This is a genomic window from Mangrovicoccus sp. HB161399, from assembly GCF_013184745.1.
Taxonomy (GTDB): Bacteria; Pseudomonadota; Alphaproteobacteria; order Rhodobacterales; family Rhodobacteraceae; genus Mangrovicoccus.
Map to the genome: position 1 here is coordinate 1 of NZ_JAATVU010000308.1, position 584 is coordinate 584.

1 pseudogene is annotated in these 584 nt (G+C 77.1%); it reads right to left on the minus strand.

From position 1 onward, the window contains the following. Positions 1–81: 81 nt before the first annotated feature. A pseudogene (locus tag HCC78_RS33060) lies at positions 82–584 on the minus strand (hypothetical protein); the annotation flags it as partial.

Here is a 584-nt window from a genome sequence, read left to right on the forward strand (position 1 = left end):
TTTCTGCCTTGGTTGGCGCAGGGGCGCGATCTTCCGGCCGTTTCTTGCCTCCCGGCGCGGGGGGCGCGGCGCCCGCCGGCTTCATATGGCCGACAGCCGCGGCAGCCTGGCGAGGTTTGCCGCCGCCAGCGCGGGGATGAAGCGCGACCGCACCCGCCCGATCCCGCGATGGACCGTCTGGGCCGCCCCGCCGACGGTCCTGGACCGGCCGAAAAGCTCCCCGATGCGCTTCCCGTGCCGCTGCGACAGCGCATGGCCCTTGTGCCGCGTGGTCCGCCCGTCGATGGCCGGGTGCCGCGCCTTCCGCGCGGCATGCGGCGCGATGCAGGCCTGCCTGCAATCTGCCGCGGACCCTGCGGCATCATGCGCGCCGCCAGCGGTGCCCGGAGCTGCCCGTCGCGGCGCCACCGGTCCGAGCCCGATGGGCGGCGGCGCAACCGCCGGCAAGCCGGCGCCCAGGGCCAGCCGTCCCGTCGAACCCGGCGGCTGCAGGTGCATCATGTCCAGCGCCGCCTTGCGTCCGGCCCGGCCGGACGCCTGGCTTGGGCCGCCCCGGACGGCCGGGCCGCTGCGCAACCGGCGCG